Raw genomic sequence first — 23,292 nt, 5'->3', positions numbered from 1 at the left:
GGACTGTCACAATTCTTCCTTATACTGGCGCGCATGCCAACACGGCGAACCGGATCAAACGACAGAGCAATGCGGGTGGAGGATCAATGAGCCGGATATTGTACGGAGTTTCAGGCGAGGGGTCTGGTCATTCCTCACGGGCCACGGAGATGACACGTTACCTGTTGTCATGCGGACACGAGGTCAAGCTGGTCAGCTACGACCGCGGTTACCGTAACCTGAGCGCTGAGTTTGATGTTATTGAAATTGAAGGCCTGCACATTGTCAGTATCAATAATCGGGTACGCCCGCTAAAAACGCTTTGGCACAACTTGCGCCGCGGGGCCAAAGCATGGCGGCGCTTGCGGGCATTGTCCCTGCAGGTTGATACCTTTCAGCCTGATTATGTGGTGACTGATTTTGAACCCACGACGGCATGGCTGGCGTGGTGGCGCAGATTGCCGCTGATCAGTCTGGATAATCAGCATCGCATGCGATATATGAAGTTCCGGTCACCGTCACGATTGATGCTGTCACGCTGGTTAACTGTCATGTTGATTCGTTTGATGGTGCCGTCGCCGTCAGCGGCACTGGCGACTACCTATTATTACGGTGAACGCAAGAATGAGCGTATCTTCCTGTTTCCACCAATTCTGAGGCGCGAGGTTCAGGCCTGTCAGCCCAGTTTTGGTGATCACCATCTGGTTTATGTCACCAGCCATTTCGACGCCCTGCTGGATGTCCTGAAAGCGTTTCCGGAGCATCAGTTTCTGGTTTACGGCTGCAATCGCGAGGGTGTCGATGGCAACCTGAGCTTCCGTGCCTTCAGCACCGATGGTTTTCTGCGTGATCTGGAAAGCTGCCAGTCAGTGTTGGCGACGGCAGGGTTTACCCTGATAAGTGAGGCGATTTACCTGGGTAAACCTTATTTCGCCATGCCAATGGTCGGGCAATTTGAGCAGCAGCTCAACGCAATCTGCCTGGAAGAGCTGGGGTTTGGTGTCAATGCCGGGTCGGCTGACCAGGATGCGCTGGCCTGTTTCTTTGCCGAACTGCCAACGTTGCGGGCGTGTGTTGCAAGCTATGCCACCGAGCATCGCAAACCCGGTCAGCGGGACGCCAATTTTGCGATTAAAGACAAACTGGCCAGTCTGCTGTCAGATAAACCGGCATCGCGAAACGCCAGCGCGTGTTGACCACAACCCGGGAGCGAAGTATTCTGCCGCCCTTACCGGGGTGGTTGCATGTCAAAGTCAGAAAGTCACAATAAAGCGCTCGCCGAGACGTCATCGCAGTCTGCACATGACAGTGAGGATGATATTGGCATGGGTACCGGATTTGATCGCCGCGACTGGCGGATTCTATTCGGTCTGGTGGTCACGCTGGTCTGGTTGTTACTGGGCATGCTGTATATTTCCACCAATGTTGGCTGGGGCAATTTCGCGGATCTGCCAATTGATGAAATGGGCAACTTCCTGGAAGGTGCCTTTGCGCCGCTCGCATTTCTCTGGCTGGTGATCGGCCTGTTTATTCAACAGACGATTCTGGCGCAGAATAACCGTGAGCTTTATCACAGCAATGTCGTTTCAGCGCGCCAGGCTGAGGCACTGGCTGCGAATGAGCGCAATGCCCGGCAGGAAACCTTTTTCAAGATAGCCGACAATACCCGACGCCAGCTTGGCGGCATCAGCGGACTGTTGCTGCAGTCAGGCAAAGGGCCGGCCGGCGATGGCAGTGTCAGTGATGCCGAGTTCATGGAGATGTGGCACCAGTTTGCGACTGGCGACTTCGAGATTTTTTCCCGACGTTTTCTGATTTTATCCGGACGCAGCGAAAACCTGTTGCCTTTGTTTTATGGCACCCAGATTCGCACCACACATACCGAGAATTTTATCGTGAACTTCGATCGACTGTTAAAACTGGCTCGTGAATGTGACATTAACGGCATTATCACTGATGCCCAGCTGCATTCCGCGCATGGCCTGTTAAGTTCGAGGATGCGGGAGTTGCACCCACGGATCAAATTCAGACGCTACGAGTTGACCCGGACCAGTACCTATCTGGATCAGATCATGAAAAGCAGCCAGGAAGATCACTGATTGAGCGCGGTCATCAAACTACCGGGTGACGATGGGTCCGGATATGAATCGTCAGTTTTTCAACAAATTGCCAGTGGCTTGCGCGCCCGCAGCTGGTGCGTGGTGCCTGATGCCTTGCCTCCGCAGCTGGCCGCAGCGCTGTTTGAGCAGGTCCGACTGACGGATGAGCAGGCTTTTGCGCAGGCAGGCGTTGGTCGCAGCCAGGATCACGTGCACAACCCCTTTGTTCGGCGAGACCGGATTCGCTGGATTGATGGCTCCGCTGAGGCAGAACAGCAATGGTTGGACTGGAGTGGGCGTCTGCAGCGATTTCTGAATCGCGAGCTGTTTCTGGGCCTGTTTTCCTTTGAGTCGCATTTTGCCCATTATCAGCCAGGTGATTTCTATAAGAAGCATGTTGATGCGTTTCGTCCTGATGGCACTGAACGCGGTGCGCGGCGGGAAGTGTCACTGGTGACATACCTGAATCCGGGTTGGCAGCTCGCCGATGGCGGTGAACTGGCCATCTACGACGAAGCAGGTGCCGAGGTAGTGCACAAGGTCATGCCTGCCTATGGCACCGTCGTCGTGTTCCTGAGCACTGAGGTGCCGCATGAGGTGTTACCGGCGGTTCGCGACCGTTACAGCATCGCTGGCTGGTTCCGTGTCAACGGTAGCCACGCGGACCGGCCCGATCCTCCTCGGTAGAGATCGGTTACCTGTCGTTTTGCGCTTGACAGCTAAAAATCGAAATGGTTATATCATTCGATAACTAGGGGAGGTGAAAAACAATATGCATAACGGGTTCAAAAAACTACAATTATTATCCGCTGCAGTGGCCGTAGGCTTTATGGCCTGCTCGCCAGACAACACTCAAACTTCCACGCAAATGACGTCCAGCGCGTCTACTGCGGAGGCCCAGAGCAATCCTACAGCCACCTCCATTCCGCGCATGCCTGATGGCAAGCCGGACATGAATGGTATCTGGCAGGTGTTGAGCAACGCCAACAACAACCTGGAGCCGGCGCCACCAAAATCAGCCTTTGCCATGGTGCCCGGAGACTTTGTTCCGGTGCCAGCGCCGGAAGTGGTGGCGATGGGCGCGATTGGTGCGGTCCCGGCCAGCCAGGGCGTCATCACCACGAATGACGGGTATATTCCTTACAAGGAGGAGGCGCTGGCGCAGCGCGATGAAAATCGCGAAAACTGGCTGGCCCGCGACCCCGAGATCAAGTGTTTCATGCCGGGTGTGCCGCGCGCCACGTATCTGCCGCACCCATTCCAGGTATTCCAGAGTGACAGTGCCTTTTTTATTGCTTACTCGTTTGCCGGCGCTGTGCGTAATGTCTATCTTGAAGATCCGGGCGAGGCGCCCATTGATTCCTGGATGGGCCAGTCCCATGGTTACTGGGAAGGTGATACCTTCGTGGTGGAAGTATCCGGTCTGATTGATCAGACCTGGTATGACCGGGCGGGTAACTATCGGTCCTGGGAGTCTACCGTCACCGAGCGTTACACCATGGTGAACGAGAATGTCATTCAGTACGAAGCGACAATCGAAGATCCGCAGCTCTACACTGAGCCGTGGACCATCAGCATGCCCCTGTATCGCCGACTGGAAGAGAATTTTGAACTCCCCCAATTCAAATGTGTGGAGTTTGTAGAAGAATTGTTGTTTGGCCGCTTCCGTAAAGGGGAGCCTATTGAAGACATGACGATGCCGTTCTGACCAGAGCGGCGTTAACGGGTTAAGGCGGTGTTAAGGCAATGTTAAGGCTTGATGCTGCATGATGAGACAAAAGACCGCTAAAAGGCGCCAGGCAGACCTGCGAGGGACTGGATTTAGGGTGTCTACAGAGGTAACATTTTACTTAGCTTAGCTAAATGAATAGGGGTGATTTTTATGAAAATGAAACTGCTTGTAGCTGCTGTCGCAGTCGTTGGTGGCATTGCTGCCATGGGCGTTAAAACGCCGGCAACCGCGCACCACGCGTTCTCTGCCGAATTTGATGCCAACCTGCCGGTAGCACTGCGTGGTCCGATTACACGTGTGGAGTGGATTAACCCCCATTCCTGGATCCATCTGCGCCACACCAACGATGATGGCAGTGAGCAGGCCTGGATGGCTGAGGGCGGCACGCCCAACACGCTGCTGCGTCGAGGCATCAACCGTCGTTCACTGGAAATCGGCACGGAAATCGTGGTAACCGGTTACCAGAGTAAGGACCGCCTGTGCTCGCCAGCCTGTCGCGCCAACGGACGTGATATCACGTTCCCTGACGGCCGCAAACTGTTCATGGGTTCCTCAGGCATTGGCGCACCGGAAGATGGTGCTGATCCGGGTCAGTAACAGACCGGGTCGACTTTCCGCCGGCTAGCCGGCGGGAATCGACGATTGAATTTGCGAAACAAAAAAAGCACCTGTCTGATTAATCAGACAGGTGCTTTTTTTTGTCGGTTAGCGCTGTTCTGCAATTCCGCTGGCAGGCACTCAGTCGTTGAACACCGGTGCAGGGGTGCGATCAGTGCTGCCGCCGCCTCTGTATTCAGTTGCCAGCACATAAAATCCTGATGTTTGCAGTCGCAGCGTGACAGTGTCGAAGCCCCGGTTCTCCCAGAACCAGCCGTGCATGCCGTTAAATGCGGCTTCGTAAACGCCCATGGCCTGATCGGCGTCACCTTCGGCATAACTTTCCTCGGTGTCTTCGACGGTTGTGTTCTCAGCGTGCATGTCAAAGTAGAGCTCACCATCAGCATGCCAGCTAAAAACCAGACCATTGCCTGCATCCATCAGGTATTTGTACTCAAGTGACTGGAAAGGCTCAAGAATAAACTCCACTTCGTCCGATTTGTGAAACTCCAGTTGTGAGTTCAGGGCATCCGCCGTCGTGGTCGACACGCTGCTGAGGCCCAGTATGCGGCCAGTGCCCAACGGGTCCCGACCAAACTCGGCAGGCAGAATGATAGTGACAAACACGGCAATCGCGGCGATGAACGCGGCGCTGATGGCCACGGCCAGGTTGCGGTTAGTTTTGTTTGTTTCCATGACAATACGTTCCTGCGTTTCGGGTTTAATTGTAAGCGGCTCAGCTGGCAAGCTGCCAGGCGGTCAATTGATAAATCAGCAACATAAATCCGGCGCTCATCAGCACGGCATTGCTGATAAATGCAGTCCGCTCGAAGCTCGGGTGCTGACGCCAGAGGCTGAAAGCGGCAACAATCAGCGATAAACCAATGATCTGGCCAATTTCGACGCCGATATTGAAGCTGATAAGGTTGATGATGAGACCGTCGGGATGCAGTTCGAGCTCTTGCAGACTGGTGGCCAGGCCAAAGCCATGGAACAGGCCAAACACCAGCACCGCCAGGCGCGTGTCGGGGTGCCAGCGACCCAGTCCATTCAAGGCACCCATGTTCTCCAGGGCCTTGTAGACAACCGACAGGGCGATCACAGCATCGATCAGGTAGGCGTTGGCGTGAATGTCAGCCAGCACACCCACAATCAGCGTGATGCTGTGACCCAGGGCAAACAGGGTGACGTACTGAATGATCTGGGCGGGACGTGACAAAAAAAACACGACCCCGGCCAGAAACAACAGGTGGTCGTAACCCGTCACCATGTGTTTGGCGCCGAGATAGATAAACGGGAATACAGCGGCACCGGCGTTACCGGCGACAAAGGCGGCATCGCCGTCAGCAATGTTGTGAGCGTGGGCGCCGGTTGCCAGCAGCAATGTTGCCAGCAGGGCCATCATGATCATCAGGGCGTATTTTGTCGGGCTTGTGATGTGCATCAGTCTGACAGACTGCCCGGCGCAAAACGCGACAGTATTTCAGGGTTGAAGGCCTGATGGCAGGCCGTGCAGACACTGTAGAGTTGTGCGCCGGCCTGGAATATCGCTTCCTCATCCTGCTCGCGGGCAGCCTGCATGGCGGTGAGCCCCACGGTGCTCATGGCCTGAGAATACGTTGCCCATTCTGCCTGCGGCATGGCACGACCAGGCAGCATCAGCGCATTGCCAGCTTCGACAATCATCGCTGCCTGATTCTCAACACGCTGCCAGCCTTCGTCATCGGTAGGATACAGCTCGTAGTAACCATCCACTTCGTCCAGCACCCAGCCAGCTGAGCGCCACAGGCCGTCGGCCGTTGGCTCCAGTACATGGGCCATAAATTCGGTCATGTTCAGGGTCAGGTTGTAGTCCGGCCCACTGTTTTCTGCAACAGGCGCATCGACGCCGGATTCACCACAGGCGGTCAGCACGACGGCGCCAAGCAACAGGTAAGGTTTCAGATGATTAACGCGTGTCATATGGATTCCCGTGGGTCGGTTCTATCGCGATCGAGGATGTCAGGTCCGGCGCAGGTCGACTCTATAATGGTAGGGCATGATAAGCCCGATCAGTATCGCATATCAACACAGGTGCAGGCACTGAACTGCGGTAACTCGCCGCAGCATTGCCGGTTTCCGACGATTACGGCAGTGCTCCGACCGTGCTTGATTCCTGATCACAGGTGGTTTAATTTGCAGGCTGTTCCTTAAACAATAATGACAGGGGAATTGAGACCATGCGTCTTCCTTATACAACCACCCGCGGCGACAGTCTCTCTGTGCGCCGGGCATTTCGATTGGCTTCTGTGCTGGCACTGACGGTCTCAGTCATGGCATTACCCACCCTTGCCGCTCAGGAATCCTATGAACCCCCCAGAACGCCCTCCGGCAAGCCCGATTTTCAGGGTCTGTGGACGAATGCTTCTATCACCACGCTACAGCGAAGCAGTCGCTACGACGAACTGGTTATCGACCCGGATGAGCTGGCAGCCGTCACCGCCGCCCACCCACAGAATGTCCGGCAGGCCACCGATGACAACCTTGAGGCGGGTGAGCTGCTGGATGGCTCTGATCTGGGCATGGGACGTGGTTACAATGCCTTCTGGATTGATCCGGGCAGCAGCTTTGGCCTGGTAAAAGGTGAATATCGCACTTCCTGGATCACTGAACCGGCAGATGGTCGCATTCCGTATTCCGAACAGGGCCAACAACTGCGCCGTGAATATCGCGCAAAATTCAGCAGCAACGATGGCCCCGAGGGACGCTCGCTGGGTGAGCGTTGCCTGATCGGTTTTGGCGGCACCGGCGGGCCGCCCATGCTCAATGTGCTGTACAACAATCATTACCGCTTTGTGCAGACTGATGACTACCTGATGATTCAGGTGGAAATGAACCAGGATGCCCGTATTATCCCGATTGATGGCGAGCGCCGGCCACCTGAACTGCAGCAGTGGCTGGGAGACGCCATTGGCTGGTGGGAGGGTGATACGCTGGTGGTGGAAACACGACATCTGCATCCGCAGCAGGCGGGTGAGGGACAGGTCAACCTGTCTGACGAAGGCCGTGTTATCGAGCGCTTTACGCGCTATTCAGATGATCAGATCCTGTATGAGTTCGAAGTGGAAGACCCTGTTTATTACACGCAGGTCTGGCGTGGCGAGATGAGCTTTAATGCCAGCGACTCGCGCATGTATGAGTACGCCTGCCATGAAGGCAACTATGGTTTGCCCGGCATTCTGGCGGGCGAACGGCGGGCTGAAGCTGACGCAGCCGGGCAATGAATTCAGGCTCTGCAAAAGATGTGTTGCGCTGAGAAGATATAAATTGCAAATCTAAATGAGAGCAATTATCATTATCCCGGATTTCAGACATTTCTGTTTCGGGAGGTTGATATGCTGTTTGGATTACAACGTCGTGGTAGCGCAACACGATCTTTTAAAAAGGTTTGTTTGTCCTCGGTCGCGACTTTGAGTTTGCTGGCCGCCGGCGTGCTCAGTGCTGCTGAGGTAAATGTGTATTCCGCGCGTCAGGAAAACCTGATCAAACCCATTCTGGATCAGTTCTCCGAGCAGACCGGTATTACGGTTAACCTGATTACCGGTGGCGCTGACGAGTTGATCACCCGGATGGATCTGGAAGGTGCCAATTCACCCGCTGATATCCTGCTGACCGTTGATGTGGGTCGATTGCACCGGGCCAAAGAAATGGGCCTGCTGCAGTCTGTTGACTCCGACGTGCTGACGTCCAGTATCCCCGAACAATATCGTGACAGTGACAATCAGTGGTTCAGCGTGTCTCTGCGCTCACGCGTCATCGTTTACGACAAGGACAGGGTTGACCCGGGCGAGCTGTCTACTTATGAGGACCTGGCCGATCCGAAATGGGACGGCAAGATCTGCATTCGTTCATCCTCCAATATCTATAACCAGTCTTTGACCGCGTCACTGGTCAGCCATAATGGCGTTGAGGCGACAGAGGAGTGGGCGCGTGGGCTCGTTTCCAACATGGCGCGTTCACCTCAGGGTGGCGACCGTGACCAGATCGCTGCGGTTGCCATCGGCCAGTGCGAGCTTGCTGTGGTGAATACCTATTATCTGGCCGGCATGCTGAACGCGACCAGTGATGATCAGCTGGAGCAGGCGCAGGCCGTTGACGTGTTCTGGCCAAATCAGGACGGTCGTGGTGCGCATATCAATGTCAGTGGTGCCGGTGTCAGCGAGCATGCGCCTAACCGCGCAGAGGCCGTTCAATTGCTGGAGTTCATGGTAAGCGACGAAGCCCAGACCTGGTATGCTGAAGCCAACAACGAATACCCGATTCGCACTGATGTTCCGGTCAGTGCCACGCTGGAATCCTGGGGCGAGTTCAAGGCGGACCCGCTGGCACTTGAACAACTGGGTATCCACAATGCTGAAGCTGTGCGCCTGATGGACAGAGCTGACTGGAGATAATGCAGAGAATGACATCGCTTTGAATGCATTGTTTACACTCAGAGACGCCATGACAAAACACGGGGCAATAATTTCGATTATTGCCCTTTGTTTATTGTTGAGTGTGCCAGTTCTCACGGTATTCTCCTCCATCGGATCCGACAGTGATGGTGTCTGGGCACATCTGGCTGACACCTTGCTGTGGGATTACATTGGCCAGTCGCTGATGTTGATGACGGGTGTCGGCGCACTGGTGCTGGTACTTGGCGTTGCGCCGGCGTGGCTGGTCACCATGAACCGGTTTCCCGGCAGTCGACTGTTGGAGTGGGCATTGGTGCTACCACTGGCCATGCCCGCCTACATCATTGCCTATACTTACACGGGCATGCTCGATGTGACCGGTCCGGTGCAGGGCTTCATCCGCGAGACATTTGACCTGCGTTTTGGTGACTACTGGTTCCCTCCTATTCGCTCAATGGGCGGCGCGATTACCATGCTGGCGCTGGTTTTGTATCCTTACGTTTACCTGCTGTCACGCATGGCCTTTATTGAACAGTCAGTCTGTGTGCTGGAGGTTTCGCGCACACTGGGTGCTGGCCCCTGGCGGGCGTTTACCCGTGTTGCTGTACCGTTGGCGCGGCCCGCCATCATTGCCGGGCTGGCGCTGGTGTTGATGGAGACGCTGGCGGACTACGGCACCGTGCAATATTTTGGACTGTCCACATTTACCACGGGTATTTTCCGCACCTGGTTTGGCATGGGCAGCAGTACGGCAGCAGCGCAACTGTCGGCAGTGCTGATGTTGTTCATCCTGGTGCTGGTATTGACTGAACACTGGTCACGCAGTCGTGCCCGCTATCACCACACCAGCAGCAAATATTCGCGACTGCCCCAGATCCAGCTGTTAGGTGCGCGAAAATGGCTTGCGCTAGTGTTCTGTGCCGCCCCGGTTGTGCTGGGTTTTCTGGTTCCGTTTCTGCAGCTCGCCTACTGGGCATGGGATACCCGCAATCTGATTGACTTCAGCGCCTTCAGTACGCTGCTGGGTAACAGCCTGCGGCTGGCACTGACCGCCGCGGTCATTGCATTGGTGCTGGGGCTGTTCATCAGCTACGCCAAACGTTTGCAACCGGTACTGGTGATGCGTGGCAGTGTGCGCATACTGAGTCTGGGTTACGCCATTCCTGGCACGGTGATCGCGGTCGGTGTGCTGATTCCATTCGCCTGGGTCGACAACTCAATTGACGCCTGGATGCTGCAGCAGTTTGGTATCTCGACCGGCCTGGTTTTCAGCGGCACCCTGATAGCCGTTGTCTTTGCCTACATCGTGCGCTTTTTGCCAGTGGCGATGAACACGGTTGATGCCGGCCTGGGTAAAATCCGGCCCAGCATGGATGATGCCGGTCGCTCAATGGGCATGGGGTCGTGGCAGATTCTGCGCCGCATTCATATACCCATGTTGCGCGGCAGCCTGCTCACCGCCAGTCTGCTGGTATTTGTTGATGTCTTAAAAGAGTTACCTGCTACCTTGATTCTGCGGCCGTTCAATTTTAATACATTGGCGATTCGCACCTATGAACTGGCCAACCAGGAACGATTGACGGAGGCTGCTGCCTCGGCGCTGATGATTGTTCTGGCTGGCATCATTCCTGTTATCATCATCAGTCTATCGATATCCGCATCCAGGCCAGGTCATGACATACGCACTTGAGTTAAACAATGTTTCGGTGGCGCTGGAGAACACGCCTATCGTGCAGCACATTGACCTGCAACTGAACGAGGGTGACATTGGCTGCCTGTTGGGGCCCAGTGGTTGTGGCAAGACCACGTTGTTGCGGGCAATTGCCGGTTTCGAAGCCGTGACCAGCGGGTGTGTCAGTGTTGCCGGGCATCGGGTCAGTGAGCCGGGTTTCCGGGTACCAGTAGAGAAGAGACAGGTGGGCATGGTGTTTCAGGATTATGCACTGTTTCCACACCTGACCGTGAAACAGAACATTGCGTTTGGCCTGAAACATGTCAAGGCCAGCGAACGTGAGCGCCGTATCAATGCACTGGCAGACATGCTGCGTATTGGCGAATTACTGCAGGCGTTTCCCCATCGTTTATCGGGCGGCCAGCAACAGCGGGTGGCGATCGCACGCGCCATGGCGCCCAAGCCGCGGATTCTGTTGCTTGACGAGCCGTTTGCCAGTCTTGATGTGGAGTTGCGAGAAGACATCGCTCGCGAGATCCGCGAGGTGCTGAAGCAGGATGGTATTACCACCATACTGGTCAGCCACAATCAGCTCGAAGCATTTGCCATGGCGGATGAAATCGGTGTGATGAAGGCGGGGCAGTTGCTGCAATGGAGCACTGCGTTTGCGCTGTATCACGAGCCCGAGACGGCCTATGTCGCCGACTTTGTCGGGGAAGGCGTGTTTCTGCCAGGCACGGTGATCGACGATGTGTCAGTGAGTACCGAGCTGGGCGTGCTGCATTCGGACCAGAGCCTGGGGCATGAGGTCGGGGCGCTGGTATCGGTGCTGATCAGACCTGATGATGTCATTCACGATGATGACAGTCAGGCGACTGCAAAAGTGCTGGAGAAAGCCTTTCGCGGCGCTGAGTTCATGTACACGCTGGCGCTGGACAGTGGCGCCCGGATTTTGAGCCTGGTGCCCAGCCACCATGTGCACGCCAAAGGCATGCAGATCGGTATACGGGTAGAGATGGAGCACCTGGTGGTATTTCCGATGGAAGTGGAAACCGGCGTCTAGCCCTGACTCTGGTCCACCAGAAACTGTTCCAGGCTGTCTCCGGTCAGGCGTTTGATCTGGGAAAAAACAAACCAGATGGCAATCAGCAACACGATCATGCTGGGCAGGGCAATGACGGGATAACTCAAAGCTGTCATGCGACCCAGTTCGGCATTGAACTCGGTGGTGCCGGGCGGGCTGACCAGAATGATGCGCGCCAGCACGTAATTGAGCACTGACGACAGTCCAAATGACGCGGCGATGATCAGTGACGCCTGCGACAACCGCCGTTCAAACACAGCAGTATTGCCTTTGGCTGCCAGCGCTGTATACAACGCGTCTACCCTGATCATCTGGGCATTGAGAATCAGTGTCTTGACCAGGGGGAAGCGGGTGCGCTGACTGATCAGCACAGCCAGGCCGATGATGGCGGGAATGGCGGCTTCCTTGATGGCAATATATTGCGGGTCCAGCTCCAGCAGGCTGATGCCACCGGTCAGAAATACACTGACCACGCCCAATACCGAGAATGGGTTGATCTTGCCCGATTCGCGCAGATCCCACAGGCCGTAGGCGATCGGGAACAGCAGTGCGATGACGATGCCCCAGGTCGGGCCGAGACTCTCCTCGCCGCTAAACCGGCTCAGAATCACCACCGGAATCAGAATATTAAAGGCGAGGTTGCCGAGAAAGCCGCCAGGGGCTTTGCTGGTTTTGTCAGTGGGTGGTGGTGTATTGGTAGAATGGCTGTCGGTCATGACGTCAGGTACCCGGGTCGCGTCAAAGCGCTTGCTGTGAAAGCTTGACGCTGCAGTATACGGAAATTTGCGCAGCGATTCTAAAAAAATGCCCCGGCGCATGACGTCGGGGCATTTTGTGGCATCGTCAGCGGCGCTGACAGATGCCCTGATATGGTAGCTATGAGTGGACTTGAACCACTGACCCCAGCATTATGAATGCTGTGCTCTAACCAGCTGAGCTACATAGCCATTGCGAGGATGCGCATTCTGTCTATTTAGAAAAGCTTTGTCAAGATCCTGTGCTAACCTGTCGCGGTTTTTCCGGCCGTCGTTTGCGCCACCACATGTAGAGGCCGGTGCCAAACAGCAAGGCTGGCAGCAGACCGCTGATAAAGACCAGCCATCGACCTATCTGGCCCAGTGCATCGCCATTGTGGAGTGGAAACAGCCAGTCCAGAAACACATTGCCTGCTGGCGCTTCACGCCCATCCCACACTGACAGCACTTCGCCACTGTACTGATCGATCTGAACAGCAGATCGGGCGTACTCCTTCCAGGGCTCTTCCGGATGCTTAAAAGTCACGTCAAAGGCGGCGTCGTCTGCGTTTGGCAGGTAGATACGCATGATTGCTGAATCCGGGAAGATGGCTTGCGCCGACGTCGCCACCTGATCAGCGGACACCGGTGTGATACCGCTGGCCTGCGAGCGCACGTCATCCGCTTCTGTCACCGGTAGAAACGCTGACACCAGCTTTTCAGCCGGATCATGCCAGACGATTTCCATGCCTGTAAGCGCCAGCATGACGAACAGAGGCGTAAAGTAAACACCCACCGTTTTGTGCAGATCAAAATTGAGCCTGAAGGCGCCTGCATGACGCTTGATGGTCAGTGCGCGGCGCCACCGGCCGTTTTTGGGCCACCAGATGACAATGCCGCTGATGGTGAAAAACAGCATGCAAAAGCCCATGATGCCGACCACTATTTCGCCCACTGGACCGGCTAAAAACGACAGGTGCAGATGGTAAAACCAGGTGACCGGATACTCGCCCCAGGTTCGCACTGCCAATACCTGGGCTGTGCCCGGATCAATACTGGCTTCGATGGGTCCGGGTGAGCCTTCTGGAGCCGGAAAGCGCACGATATGAGGCGCCTGAAGATCCCGCCCCAGCATGATGCGGGTAGGGGAAGAGCCGTTATCAACTGCGGCTGTGGCGTTATCCAGGGCAAGCTGAATTGAGGCCAGAGACTGTGCCGGCTCAAAGTTGGCAGTCTCCGGGGCGAGCATTTCATCCAGCTCGCGATCAAACACAATCAGGCTGCCTGAGATGCCGGTGATGCTCAATAGCAGCCCCAGAAACAGCCCGGTATATTTGTGCAGCAGAAGCAGAATCGCGCGCATCAGAATTGCATATTCCACGACAGATTGAAGCTTCGACCAATGCCCTTGAAGTTTCGGCTATCAGAACCCTGTGTCTGTGAGTAATAAGTGAAATAGTCCTTGTTGCCCAGATTCTGTATACCAAGCCGGAACTGCCCGATGTTCGTGGAATATTCGCCGAACAGATCGACGGTTGTGTAGCCAGCAAAACGCGCACTGCTTAGGCCGGCGGCGTTGCGGAATTTGCGATCCTGCAGCACGTTGATCTGTAAGCGGGTATTCAGATTGTTCGTCCACAGGCGCTCCCAGCTCAGATTGACGCGATCGGGAGCCATGTTGGCACCACCCAGATCGGTATCAACACGGTCATCGCCATCGGAATCGTATTCGCCGTCGGTCTGGGCGTAACGCAGACCCAGCACATCCGTCGCTGACAGTGTCCATTCACTGCGGAATTCCAGGCCATCAATTTCAGTGCGCTCGCGTTTTACGCTAAAGATGCCATCGGCATTGGCCTGCAGCCGTTGGCCAAAGTCGGAATCGGAAGCAAAGTAGCTAAGCTGAGCGGAGAAGGTCTGATTGTCGAACTCGAGACCCAGCTCGGTGTTTTCGGTGACGATGGGTTCAAGGTTGAGGAAGCTCTCTACGTCCTGTCCGGGCGTGTTGATGCCCCGCAGTACGCGGCCGACGTCAGGCATGGAGAAGCCTTCTGAATAATTGGCAAATGTGCGCCAGTCCGAGGTGATCTGGTAGGTGAGGCCGATATTGCCCAATGTATCGGTGAACTCAGGACTGCCGCCTTCAACAAATTGGCCGCCGTTGTATGAGAACAGGGTCGTGAAATCATCCACATCGAGCGCGGATTCTTCGTGGCGGACGCCGCCGGTGACCGTCAGATTGTCGATCCCGGTGTATTCAAGCTGGGCAAACAACGCCAGATTCTCGTAGTTGGTGTCCGGCACCCAACTGCGCCCGGTCAGAATCAGGGCCTGATTGGTCTTGTCATTCAGAAAGTCAGCGCCATATACAATGCCCAGTGGCAGACCCGCAATATCATCGCGCGCCAGTGTCAGTTTTAGACCGCGTTTCTCGGAGTTGTTCTGAGACTGATCAAACACCGTGCCGCCAAAGGCGGGGTCAGCGAAGGTGCCAAAAGTGCCACCGCCGTAGGTGCCGGCAAACGATTGATCGAAACCCTGCAGGCGCAGGTTATGGCCAAAAAAGTCGGCCTTGCTGTACGCCAGGCTGAACATGGTGATTTCATTGCTGACGGGTTCGCCCTGAACACCGGTTTCGGACGCGGTGGTGGGAACGCCATTTGCGTAGTCACCATCGACACCCGTCCAGTTGTTATTGCCGGACAGGTCGTAGCGGTTGATGGTCAGTTCCAGACGCTGGTCATCCCAGTCATAGCCGGTTTTCAGAAACAGATTAAGTGTTTCCGAATCCATGGTGTCGCCCTGGGCATTGTCAAAACCGACAATTACACCGTCGGCGTCATAGCTGATGCCTGAGCTGCGATACGTGGCGCTGCCCAGCACATCGACATTGCCGGTTTTGCCGGACAGTGTGTAACTGGCACCGTAGCCCAGGCTTTCGCCCAGGTCTTCCTGTTGTGCCAGGGTTTCCACGCGCACGTTGTGTTGCCATTGCTCTGTGGGACGGCGGGTGATCATGTTGATGATGCCGCCAGACGCCCCCATGCCATGGATGGCATTGGCGCCATGAATGACCTCAATGCGTTCCAGCATCAGAGGGTCGATGGTATGGCCATCCCGGGAGCCGTCACGTAATGGATTCGATTGCGGCACGCCGTCAACCATGTAAAGCGGATCACGTCCGCGCAGGCTCTCACCAGCGCTGGTCATTTTCTGGCGGCTGGGGGAAAAGCTGGGAATCAGATTGCCGAGAATGGTCGAGAGATCGTTGTTGACGCCAATCTGCTGAGTCAAATCCTGTTCTCCGATCACAGTGACCGTATTGGGGATCTGGCTCAATGGTTTTTCCGAGCGTGTGGCAGTGACGATGATTTCTTCTGACACGCTGCTGGCGTTGTTACTCTGGGAGAAGGCTGACAGCGGAAGAAGCGCAGCGACACAGCCAAGTGTCAGGATACTTGGGCCAGGAACTTTGATTACAGACATGGGTACTCTCTCGGCATAGCGTAGTGGGCGTATGATTTTGAGTGAGTATATTAATGATAAGGATTCGCATTTACAACCACTAATTGTTCAGGCGTTATGGCAGCACGCTGTATTGGTCGGGAACCCTGTGAAGTCGGTAGAGCCTGGCGGCAGCCAGGCGTCAGTGATCAGACGTTAAAGCGGAAGTGAATGACATCGCCATCGTGCACAATGTATTCCTTGCCTTCCAGGCGCCATTTACCGGCATCCTTGGCACCCTGCTCACCTTTGCCAGCGACAAAATCGTCATAACCAATAACTTCGGCGCGGATAAACCCGCGCTCAAAATCGGTATGAATGGCGGCGGCGGCACGAGGCGCAGTTGAGCCTGCTTTAATTGTCCAGGCGCGGACTTCTTTGACGCCGGCGGTGAAGTAGGTCTGCAGTCCCAGCAACTGATAGCCGGCACGAATCACACGGTCCAGGCCCGGTTCGTCCATGCCCAGGTCCTGCAGGAATTCCAGTTTTTCGTCGTCTGCCAGTTCTGCAATTTCTGATTCCAGTTTGTTGCAGATAGGCACCAGTACTGCGCCTTCGGACTCTGCAACCGCGGCGACGCGATCCAGCAAGGGGTTGTTGTCAAATCCATCTTCATCGACGTTGGCGATGTACATGGTAGGTTTGATCGTCAGCAGGTGAAGTCCGTAAATATCGGCCAGTTCATCCTTGTCCAGGCCCAGCGTGCGAACCGGTTTTGCTGTATCCAGGTGCGTACGCACGCGTTCAAACAGGGCAATCTGTCTAACTGCGTCCTTGTCGCCACCTTTGGCGATGCGGGTAAGGCGTTGAATGCCTTTTTCCACACTTTCCAGATCAGCCAGCGCCAGTTCGGTGTTGATGGTCTCGATATCCGCTTCCGGATTGATGGCATCAGCCACGTGCACAATATTGCTGTCTTCAAAACAGCGTACGACATGGGCGATGGCATCGGTTTCGCGGATATTGGCCAGAAACTTGTTGCCCAGGCCTTCACCTTTGGAGGCACCGGCAACCAGTCCGGCGATATCAACAAACTCCATGCTGGTGGGAATGGTTTTCTGTGGCTTGACGATGTCTGTCAGCACGTCCAGTCGTGGGTCGGGCATGGGCACGATGCCGGAGTTTGGTTCAATCGTGCAGAAAGGGAAGTTTTCCGCGGCGATGCCGGCTTTGGTCAAGGCATTAAACAGTGTGGACTTACCTACGTTGGGCAGGCCAACAATGCCGCATTTGAAACCCATGTGTCTGTATCCTGTAATCTGAATGGACGAATGTCTGTCATGTTGTCAGTCGCCTGACGTTTTTTCCTGGCTGTGCAGTTCCAGCATGGCCGGATTCCACTTGCCGCTGGCCGCAATAGGCAGGACGCGCAGCGCCTGATCGATATCATGCTGAATCTGGATGCTGTCATCTTTGCCCGGATCACTCAGCACATAATTGGCAACCTTGTTTTTGTCACCCGGGTGACCAACGCCAATACGCAGACGATAAAAATTTCGTTCACCGCCCAGGGCGTTGATGATGTCGCGTATGCCGTTATGACCGCCGTGGCCGCCGCCGGATTTCAGGCGTGTGGTACCAACGGGAAAATCGATTTCATCATAAGCCACCAGCATCTGTGATGGCGTAACATCGAAATAATGACACAGCGCCGAGACGGAAAGGCCGCTTCGGTTCATGAAAGTCGTGGGGAAGAGCAGGCGGATGTCGTGCCCGTCTATGCTGACGCGAGCGGTTTCGCCGTGAAAACGAGCTTCGGGGCGCAGCTCGGCCTGATACTGCTGACAGATTGCCTGCAGGAACCAGACGCCGACATTGTGCCGGTTGCCACGATATTGTGAGCCCGGGTTACCCAGGCCCACAATCAGTTTGAGCGTGTCAGTGCTCATAACAGGCGGGGATCACTCTTCGCCGGCTTCTTCGCCAGCTTCTTCGTCTTCTTCGTCTTCAGCCATGCCGCCACGTGGAGGCTGGACTGTTACCACAGCGTGGTCGTGGTCAGAGTCATTGCCGTGTGACAGTTCCAGGCTGCTGACGCCTTTCGGGAAGTCGATCTGGGAGATATGCACGGCGTCGCCAACATCGATGTTCGCCATGTCAATTTCCAGATACTCAGGCAGATCCTTGGGCAGACAGATGACTTCGATTTCAGACATGGTCTTGAGGATGCTACCGCCGCCCTGTTTCACGCCTTTGCACTTGTCTTCGTTAAGCAGGTGCACCGGAACCTTGACGGTAATGGTCTGCTTGGCACTGACGCGCTGAAAGTCAGCGTGCATGATGCGCGGCTTGGCCGGGTGACGCTGCAGGTCCTTGATAACAACCTGTTCTTTCTTGCCATCCACGTGCAGCGTGATGATGTGCGAGAAGAAGGCTTCGTTGGACGTTGCTTTCAGGATGTCCTTGTGCGGAATCGAAATATTCTGTGGCGCTTTGCTGCCACCATAAATGATTGCCGGGACTTCGTTAGCCAGACGACGCAGGCGGCGGCTCGCACCTTTCCCCAGGTCTTCTCTGGCTGTTGCATTCAGATCAAACTCATTAGACATGTTATGTCTCCAGTTCTAGAACGTCTGTTTTGCTTGCGACCGGCGCCACAGACGTATCGGTAAAAGGGGCACCGTCAATTCAGCACCCCGGTGTAAATTTCCAGTTGGAAATTCGTATTTTTGCCTGTTTCTGCTTTGTTGCTTAAAGCTCAGCGCTTTCAAACATGGCGCTGATGGATTCTTCGTTGCTGACCCGGCGAATGGATTCGGCAAGCAGTCGCGCCATGCTGAGCTGGCGTACGTTGGGCAGTTTGCTGATGTTTTCGCTGAGCGGGATGGTGTCGGTAACCACCAGTGAATCGAGTTCGGAATTGGCGATATTCTCCGCCGCGTTGCCGGATAGCACCGGGTGCGTACAGTAAGCGACGACCTTGAGCGCGCCGTGTTCTTTCAATGCTGCCGCCGCTTTGCACAGGGTGCCGGCGGTATCCACCATGTCATCAACGATCAGGCAGGTGCGGCCTTTGACTTCACCGATAATGTGCATGACCTGTGCTTCGTTGGCCTGCGGGCGACGTTTGTCGATGATGGCCAGATCAACGTTCAACTGCTTGGCCACGGCGCGTGCGCGGACAACACCACCGATGTCAGGTGAGACCACGGTCAGGTTTTCGTATTTCTGCAGCTCGATATCATCGGTCAGTACCGGTGAGCCGTAAACATTGTCCACTGGAATGCTGAAAAAACCCTGAATCTGTTCGGCATGCAGGTCAACGGTCAGTACACGGTTGACGCCAACGGCAGAAATCATGTCAGCCACAACTTTGGCGCTGATCGCAACACGCGCTGAGCGTACGCGACGATCCTGGCGGGCATAACCAAAGTAGGGAATCACTGCGGTAATCCGGTTAGCCGAGGCACGATGCATGGCATCGGCCGTCAACAATAGTTCCATCAGGCTGTCATTGGTGGGGGCGCAAGTGGACTGGATGATAAACACATCTTTGCCGCGCACATTTTCCCTGACTTCAACAGCGATTTCGCCGTCACTGAATTTGCCGATCTGGGCATCACCGAGAGGAATGCCGATATAGCGGGCAATTTTTTCCGCCAGTACCGGGTTGGCGTTGCCGGTGAACACCATCAGGTTGTTAGCCATGGATTGATTACCTTCTGACTTGCCGTTTGCGCAGTTAGAGCGTTTCTTCGGGGTTGGTTTTTGCTGTGGTCGTTTGATGGTCTTATCCGCCCAGGTCATTCGCTGTGGTCGTTGAATGATCGCTTAGATGCTGCATCAAACCGGCAGACCGGAATCGGGCCCTGTCAGTCGCCTGATTGTAGCGAGGACAGAGTCCGACTTCTGGAATATGGCTGGGGTGGCTGGACTCGAACCAACGCATGCAAGGATCAAAACCTTGTGCCTTACCAACTTGGCGACACCCCAAAAAACATCGTTATTCTAAGCTATTTTCAGTCGGTATCAAAGCTCGCTGAGGGCTGATCTGTTAACCCCCTGGGCAACAAAACCACTGATCCCGGCAAGTGGCCCGTCGATCCCGACTGGCAACTGCTTCAATACCGTTCTGGCCTGCGCCTCATCGGAGAACGCGGCAAATACACTGGAACCGGTGCCGGTCATGCGGGCTGGCGCGAATCCTGACAACCAGGTAAGCGCGGCATCCACCGCCGGATACAGGTTTCTGACCAGTGTTTCGCAGTCATTTCGGGACTGCCCTGCCAGAAAGGCGCACATTTTGATGGGTGTTGAGTCCCGTGTCAATTGCTGATGCGAAAAAATCGTTGCCGTGGCGACATGGCAGGCAGGTGTCAGCACCACAAAAAATTGCTTATCCAACTCAATTGGTTCCAGTTTTTCGCCAATACCCTCGGCCCAGGCAGAGTGGCCCATGACAAACACCGGAACATCGGCGCCCAGCTTCAGGCCCAGGCTGGCGAGGTCGTGCGCGGACAGGCCACCCTGCCAGAGCCGGTTCAGTGCCACCAGCGTGGTGGCGGCATCCGAACTGCCGCCGCCCAGCCCGGCGCCCGCCGGAATGCGTTTATCCAGATGGATGTTGGCGCCGGCCGGCATTGTTGACGCCAGTTGCGTCAGGGTCTGCTGTAGCAGCCGGGCGGCGCGCATGACCAGGTTGTCATCGTTCTCCAGTTCGGTTTGAGTGCAGCTGAAGTGCAGCTGTTCATCATCGCGCTGGCTGAAATGCAGTGAATCGCCGTAGTCGAGCAGTTGAAACAGAGTTTGCAGGTTGTGATAACCGTCGTCACGGCGCCCGGTAATATGCAGGAACAGGTTCAGCTTGGCTGGCGCAAGGAGGGTCAGAGCGTTGGCCATGGTCAATTGCCCGCGCCAGCCTGAAGGTCAGGCAGTGTCCAGCGCAGCCGCGTCAGGTCCAGGCGCAGGGGGGCTTTTTCGATCCGGATGCGGGTGGGCAAGGTTTCCAGTCCGAAATTGGTGTACGCCATGTAACTGACCTGCCAGCCGATCTGCTGAAAAGACCGCAACTGGTTGCTCTCGCCGAACACCAGGTTGCTGCTGGGGCCGGGCGCGGGTATGCCCTTGATCCAGTGATTCAGTTCAGTCACCGGCAATTCATAGCCAAGCTCTTGATATAGTAGCGTTTCTGGTGATTCGGTAAAGACCGGGTCCTCACCCTGTTGCACGATCTGCACCTCGCCGGGGCGACCATCAATCTGTGTCGCGCCCACGTTAAAGGTGCCCCACAGGTTGATCTGATAGGTTTCGTCCTGCTGTTGCCAGCGGATGCGTGAACTGTGTGCGTCACTGGCATCGCGCACGTTCAGGCTGCCAATGAATTCCCAGTGCGATATATCCTGCAGTACCTGGCGACGCTGTTCCCATTCGGTGTTGACCGGTGCATCGATGCGCGGCGTGCCGGTGCAGGCGGCCAGCATCAACGTCAGGGTGATAGACGCCCAGGCGGCAGGGTGGGGCAATAACGTGGCTGGTTGACGAAACCGGTTCATTGCGCGGGCACCAGGCGTTCCATGGTCTCCTGCACATGTGTGCTGTCCGGCTGCTTGGTCAGTGCCTCCTGCCAGACTTCAAGCGCTTCATTCTGCTCCCCCATTGCCCACAGTACCTCTCCGAGGTGAGCAGCCACTTCGGCGTCGGGGAACGCCGAGTAGGCTGCTCTCAGATTGGTCAGGGCAGCATCCAGGCGGCCGAGTTTGTACTGAACCCAGCCCAGGCTGTCGATGATGGCGGGGTCGTCCGGTGTTATGTCGATGGCGCGCTGTATCAATTCCAGCGCTTCCTGATAACGATCGGTGCGCACGGCCAGAGCATAACCCAGGTGGTTGAGCGCGCGAGCGTTGTCCGGCGACAGCTGGATTATATGCCGCAGATCCTGCTCTGCCTTGGGCAGGTTGTCCTGTTGTTCGCTCAGCAGCGCCCGCGCAAAGAGCAGGTCGATATTATCCGGATATTGTGTCAGCGCGGCATCCAGTGCGACCGAGGCCCGCTCTGAATAACCGGCATTGACCAGCGCTTCGGCTTCCAGTGCGGGCAAAATTGGCCCCAGCTCCGGCGTGCTGATGCTGCGTTGCTGGCGCCAGCGGGTGGCATCATCAAAGCGCTCCATCGCCACAAACAGCCGCATAATCTGGCGCTGGGCGGAGAGGAAGGCGTTCGAGCGCGGACCGATCTGCTGATAATGGTGTAGGGCATCGGCAAGCTGGTCGCGTGATTCAAAAATAACGGCCAGGTAGAAATGTGCTTCATTGACGCGGTGGCCTGCGCTCAGCAAGGTGCGCAGCTGCTCCAGAGCGATGTCGTATTCCTCCAGCTCGAGATTGATCAACGTCAGCGAATACAGGGTTTCCATGTCGCCCGGGGTCAGGCGCAGCAGCTCGGTGAAGTGCACGGCAGCGTCGCGTAGCTTGTCGTTCTGCACCAGTAATTGAGCGTAGCTGTAGCGCAGCAGGCGGTGCCTGGGGTACCGGGCGACGGCTTCACCGAGCAGGGTTTCAGCGGCGCCGGCCTGACCGGCATTCTGCAACAGCTGTGCCTCCAGCAATGCTGTGCGCGGATTGTCGCCAAAGCGTTCAGTGGCTGTCTCCAGCATAGCTCGGCCAGCGGCGGTATCGCCGCTCTGATCGTAGATCTGGGCCAGCGCATAGTACAGGGTGGCTTCGTCCGAATGCTGTTCACGCATGCTTTCCAGTTCAGTGGCGATAACATCGCGCTGCCTGTCGTCGAGGTCATAGGTGCGTGCAGACATCGCAGTGAAGTCAACATTGCCTCCCAGGTTCAGCACCTGGTTAAAGTGCGGCAGGGCACGCATATACAACGCCTGCTCCAGAAATTCGTAACCAACGATCAGGTGGGGGTCCAGTGCATCGGGCTCGTGTTGCAGCCACAGCGTTGCCAGCTCCAGCAAAGCATCATTGTTGCCGGTAGCCGAGGCAAATTCGACGGCGCGGCGGATAATGCCGGTATCGCCAGTTTCCAGTGCCAGTTCGTAGTAGTTCTCTGCCGCCTGCGGCAGGTAGCCGCGCATACCGCCAAATTCACTGAGCAGGGCTGTTTCCAGTTGATCCCGGGTGAAATTGCCGTAAGCGATGTCTTCTTCCGCGTCCGGTTCGGCTTGATCAGACTCAACCGGTTGGGGGTCAGGCTGCGCGAGAACGGGTGCTGAATCGGTCGCGTCCACATCGGCAGTGGGTTGCAACGCCGAGCAGGCGCCCAGCGCAGATAGGCTGAGAAGTAACAGAAAATGTTGAAGTTTAATCATAATTCCAGGTCTTGGCCCACCAGGGCGCTGATCGATTGTAACAACTGTACTGTGGCAAGACCACACGGCAGGACTACAATTGTGACCGGCCCGCGCGCATAATACAGTCCTGTTTTTGTGAGTGTTCATGCCAGACCGGATAATGGTTTGTGTTAAAAGCAGGAAAACGACCCCAACTTTTAGTAAGATAGCGCATT

22 protein-coding genes and 2 tRNA genes are annotated in these 23,292 nt (G+C 55.8%); 9 read left to right on the top strand and 15 right to left on the bottom strand.

The annotated features are described in order from the left end of the window. Positions 1-86: 86 nt before the first annotated feature. From PHACT_RS05560 to PHACT_RS05540, 5 genes are all read left to right on the top strand, one after another. The gene (locus tag PHACT_RS05560) at positions 87-1,175 is read left to right on the top strand and encodes an MJ1255/VC2487 family glycosyltransferase (RefSeq protein ID WP_083264369.1); all 1,089 of its coding nucleotides are present in this window, start codon (positions 87-89) and stop codon (positions 1,173-1,175) included. A gap of 48 nt (positions 1,176-1,223) precedes the next feature. After that, on the top strand, positions 1,224-2,078 hold the full coding sequence (locus PHACT_RS05555) for a hypothetical protein (RefSeq protein WP_070116278.1): 855 nt from the start codon (positions 1,224-1,226) through the stop codon (positions 2,076-2,078). Continuing rightward, positions 2,079-2,765 carry a 2OG-Fe(II) oxygenase gene (locus PHACT_RS05550; RefSeq protein WP_070116277.1) on the top strand — a complete coding sequence of 229 codons (687 nt, stop codon included), beginning with the start codon at positions 2,079-2,081 and terminating at the stop codon, positions 2,763-2,765. 85 nt (positions 2,766-2,850) lie between these two features. Continuing rightward, a complete protein-coding gene (locus tag PHACT_RS05545; RefSeq protein WP_245730604.1) occupies positions 2,851-3,786 on the top strand; it encodes a hypothetical protein in 936 nt (311 codons plus the stop codon). Between the two features lie 174 nt (positions 3,787-3,960). Continuing rightward, the gene (locus PHACT_RS05540) at positions 3,961-4,407 is read left to right on the top strand and encodes a DUF6152 family protein (RefSeq protein WP_070116276.1); all 447 of its coding nucleotides are present in this window, start codon (positions 3,961-3,963) and stop codon (positions 4,405-4,407) included. A 141-nt stretch (positions 4,408-4,548) separates the two neighbouring features. Here the strand turns inward: PHACT_RS05540 and PHACT_RS05535 are convergent, their stop codons facing one another. The 3 genes from PHACT_RS05535 to PHACT_RS05525 are packed head-to-tail and all read right to left on the bottom strand — an operon-like array spanning position 4,549 to position 6,369. Continuing rightward, positions 4,549-5,103 (bottom strand): hypothetical protein, encoded by a 555-nt coding sequence (locus PHACT_RS05535; RefSeq protein WP_070116275.1) that lies wholly within the window; start codon positions 5,101-5,103, stop codon positions 4,549-4,551. Positions 5,104-5,143: 40 nt separating this feature from the next. After that, a complete protein-coding gene (locus tag PHACT_RS05530; RefSeq protein WP_070116274.1) occupies positions 5,144-5,851 on the bottom strand; it encodes a HupE/UreJ family protein in 708 nt (235 codons plus the stop codon). Further along, positions 5,851-6,369, bottom strand: a complete 519-nt coding sequence (locus tag PHACT_RS05525) for a hypothetical protein (RefSeq protein ID WP_070116273.1) — start codon at positions 6,367-6,369, stop codon at positions 5,851-5,853. The genes PHACT_RS05530 and PHACT_RS05525 overlap by 1 nt, the downstream gene beginning before the upstream one ends. A gap of 257 nt (positions 6,370-6,626) precedes the next feature. On the opposite strand from PHACT_RS05525, the gene PHACT_RS05520 reads away from it, so the two are divergent. From PHACT_RS05520 to PHACT_RS05505, 4 genes are all read left to right on the top strand, one after another. Further along, a complete protein-coding gene (locus tag PHACT_RS05520; RefSeq protein ID WP_070116272.1) occupies positions 6,627-7,670 on the top strand; it encodes a hypothetical protein in 1,044 nt (347 codons plus the stop codon). A 186-nt stretch (positions 7,671-7,856) separates the two neighbouring features. Continuing rightward, positions 7,857-8,840, top strand: coding sequence for a Fe(3+) ABC transporter substrate-binding protein (locus PHACT_RS05515; RefSeq protein ID WP_245730602.1), 984 nt, complete (start codon positions 7,857-7,859; stop codon positions 8,838-8,840). A gap of 49 nt (positions 8,841-8,889) precedes the next feature. Further along, the gene (locus PHACT_RS05510) at positions 8,890-10,530 is read left to right on the top strand and encodes an ABC transporter permease (RefSeq protein WP_070118175.1); all 1,641 of its coding nucleotides are present in this window, start codon (positions 8,890-8,892) and stop codon (positions 10,528-10,530) included. Further along, positions 10,514-11,575, top strand: a complete 1,062-nt coding sequence (locus PHACT_RS05505) for an ABC transporter ATP-binding protein (protein WP_070116270.1) — start codon at positions 10,514-10,516, stop codon at positions 11,573-11,575. Before PHACT_RS05510 ends, PHACT_RS05505 begins: the two co-directional genes overlap by 17 nt. Here the strand turns inward: PHACT_RS05505 and PHACT_RS05500 are convergent. From PHACT_RS05500 to PHACT_RS05445, 12 genes are all read right to left on the bottom strand, one after another. Beyond that, positions 11,572-12,312 carry a VC0807 family protein gene (locus tag PHACT_RS05500; RefSeq protein ID WP_070118174.1) on the bottom strand — a complete coding sequence of 247 codons (741 nt, stop codon included), beginning with the start codon at positions 12,310-12,312 and terminating at the stop codon, positions 11,572-11,574. The two genes, PHACT_RS05505 and PHACT_RS05500, sit on opposite strands and share 4 nt — an antisense overlap. A 154-nt stretch (positions 12,313-12,466) precedes the next feature. Beyond that, a tRNA-Met gene (locus PHACT_RS05495) sits at positions 12,467-12,543 on the bottom strand. A gap of 40 nt (positions 12,544-12,583) precedes the next feature. After that, complete coding sequence (locus PHACT_RS05490; protein ID WP_070116269.1) at positions 12,584-13,693, bottom strand: PepSY-associated TM helix domain-containing protein; 1,110 nt, start codon at positions 13,691-13,693, stop codon at positions 12,584-12,586. Then, positions 13,693-15,816: a TonB-dependent receptor gene (locus PHACT_RS05485; RefSeq protein ID WP_070116268.1), complete on the bottom strand. Its 2,124-nt coding sequence runs from the start codon at positions 15,814-15,816 to the stop codon at positions 13,693-13,695. The genes PHACT_RS05490 and PHACT_RS05485 overlap by 1 nt, the downstream gene beginning before the upstream one ends. Before the next feature lie 167 nt (positions 15,817-15,983). After that, positions 15,984-17,075: a redox-regulated ATPase YchF gene (ychF, locus tag PHACT_RS05480; protein WP_070116267.1), complete on the bottom strand. Its 1,092-nt coding sequence runs from the start codon at positions 17,073-17,075 to the stop codon at positions 15,984-15,986. A 45-nt stretch (positions 17,076-17,120) separates the two neighbouring features. Continuing rightward, positions 17,121-17,723 (bottom strand): aminoacyl-tRNA hydrolase, encoded by a 603-nt coding sequence (gene pth, locus PHACT_RS05475; RefSeq protein ID WP_070116266.1) that lies wholly within the window; start codon positions 17,721-17,723, stop codon positions 17,121-17,123. 12 nt (positions 17,724-17,735) lie between these two features. Next, positions 17,736-18,383 (bottom strand): 50S ribosomal protein L25/general stress protein Ctc, encoded by a 648-nt coding sequence (locus tag PHACT_RS05470; RefSeq protein ID WP_070116265.1) that lies wholly within the window; start codon positions 18,381-18,383, stop codon positions 17,736-17,738. Between the two features lie 142 nt (positions 18,384-18,525). Further along, the gene (locus PHACT_RS05465; RefSeq protein ID WP_245730599.1) at positions 18,526-19,482 is read right to left on the bottom strand and encodes a ribose-phosphate pyrophosphokinase; all 957 of its coding nucleotides are present in this window, start codon (positions 19,480-19,482) and stop codon (positions 18,526-18,528) included. A gap of 209 nt (positions 19,483-19,691) precedes the next feature. Beyond that, positions 19,692-19,767 (bottom strand) — tRNA-Gln (locus PHACT_RS05460). A 36-nt stretch (positions 19,768-19,803) separates the two neighbouring features. Beyond that, positions 19,804-20,673, bottom strand: a complete 870-nt coding sequence (gene ispE, locus PHACT_RS05455; protein ID WP_070116264.1) for a 4-(cytidine 5'-diphospho)-2-C-methyl-D-erythritol kinase — start codon at positions 20,671-20,673, stop codon at positions 19,804-19,806. Positions 20,674-20,675: 2 nt separating this feature from the next. Continuing rightward, positions 20,676-21,326 carry a lipoprotein insertase outer membrane protein LolB gene (gene lolB / locus PHACT_RS05450; RefSeq protein WP_070116263.1) on the bottom strand — a complete coding sequence of 217 codons (651 nt, stop codon included), beginning with the start codon at positions 21,324-21,326 and terminating at the stop codon, positions 20,676-20,678. Beyond that, entirely contained in the window at positions 21,323-23,095 is a 1,773-nt protein-coding gene (locus PHACT_RS05445) for a tetratricopeptide repeat protein (protein ID WP_070116262.1), read from the bottom strand. The genes lolB and PHACT_RS05445 overlap by 4 nt, the downstream gene beginning before the upstream one ends. Between the last annotated feature and the right edge of the window lie 197 nt (positions 23,096-23,292).

It is taken from the genome of Pseudohongiella acticola (assembly GCF_001758195.1).
Lineage (GTDB): Bacteria > Pseudomonadota > Gammaproteobacteria > Pseudomonadales > Pseudohongiellaceae > Pseudohongiella > Pseudohongiella acticola.
Note: the sequence above shows the minus strand (reverse complement) of the source record. Positions and strands in the feature narration are given on the sequence as shown.